The 1,248-nt window shown below is 63.9% G+C and carries 1 protein-coding gene and 1 pseudogene; both read right to left on the reverse strand.

What is annotated here, in order from left to right; translation table 11 throughout:
• Positions 1-901: endonuclease/exonuclease/phosphatase family protein (locus EN750_RS34920; protein ID WP_127399321.1), on the reverse strand; the 901-nt coding region annotated here is incomplete at its 3' end.
• Positions 902-971: 70 nt separating this feature from the next.
• Positions 972-1,248: pseudogene (locus EN750_RS34925) on the reverse strand (AMP nucleosidase); the annotation flags it as partial.

Below are 1,248 nucleotides of genomic sequence, written 5' to 3' on the forward strand. Positions count from 1 at the left end.
GGATGGTCACGCCGCCCTTGCTGAAAACCTGGTCGATCGGCAGGCCGGCGAAGCGCCGCAGGAAGTCCGGCAGCTTGATGTGGATCCAGGTCGGGCCGGCGGACGGCATCACGGTCAGCCCGCCAAGCGCCGCGACCCGCCGCACGGCGGCACTCCATGGCGCGGCATTGCAGTCGCCCGCCATGATGGCCGTCTCGCCGAGCGCGGAAAGCGGCTCCGTCAACTCGCCGATCTGCCAGTACTGCTCGCGTGGCCACGGCCAACTGAGGTGGATCGCCGCGAAATCGACGTCGATGCCGCCGAAGTCGACGGTCGCTGTCGCCATGGCGCCGCGCCTTTCGCAACGCGCCTCGGTGCCCGCGGCAAAGGGCCTCCGCGAGAGCAGCGCGACGCCGAATATGCCGTTGGGATAGGGACAGAGGATCCGGTATGGATAGGCGCTGCTGATATAGCCAAGCTCGGTCGCCCACATCGCCGATACCTCGTCGAGGGTGATCACGTCGGGATTGGTCCGGCCGATCAGCGACAGCACCTTCTTCGGCGTCGGATTGTCGTAGCGCAGGTTCATCTGCAGCAGCTTGTAGATTGCGCGGTCTTCGTTCTTGGCTTCATAGGCGGCCTGAACCGGCCACAGGCGGGAGAAGGACAGCGACCCGGAAGTGGTGGCGAAGGCCGCCACGGCAAAAAGCAGTGCCACGGCCGCCTGCAGGCGAAATGTCGTGGCCAGCAGCGGCAGCGCGCAAAGCGCCATCAGCACGGCAAGGTGGACGCGGAAATGCGAGAAGGAATCGAAGGCGGGATGCAGCGTTCCGAAAAACCCGGCCACCAGCGCGATCGAACAGGCCAGCATTGCCAGGAATGCAACCGAAATCAGCAATGTCCCGAGGCTCGCTCTCTCCATGCCGCCTGCTTATCGGCAGAAATGCGGCCCAATCAAGATGAGAAATGCCGCCTCGATGCGTGGCATCGGCCTACTGGAACGCCGTTTCCGAAAAACTTCTGAGTTTGCGCGAATGCAACCGCTCCATCGGCATTTCCGCGAGCTTCTCCATCGCCCTGATGCCGATGGTCAGGTGCTGCGCCACCTGGCGCTTGTAGAATTCGGTCGCCATGCCGGGCAGCTTCAACTCGCCATGCAACGGTTTGTCCGAAACGCACAGCAGCGTGCCGTAGGGAACGCGGAAGCGGAAGCCATTGGCGGCGATGGTCGCCGATTCCATGTCGAGTGCGATGGCGCGAGATTGCGAC

The sequence above is a fragment of the Mesorhizobium sp. M7A.F.Ca.ET.027.03.2.1 genome (genome assembly GCF_003999175.1).
In the GTDB taxonomy this organism is placed as follows: Bacteria; Pseudomonadota; Alphaproteobacteria; order Rhizobiales; family Rhizobiaceae; genus Mesorhizobium.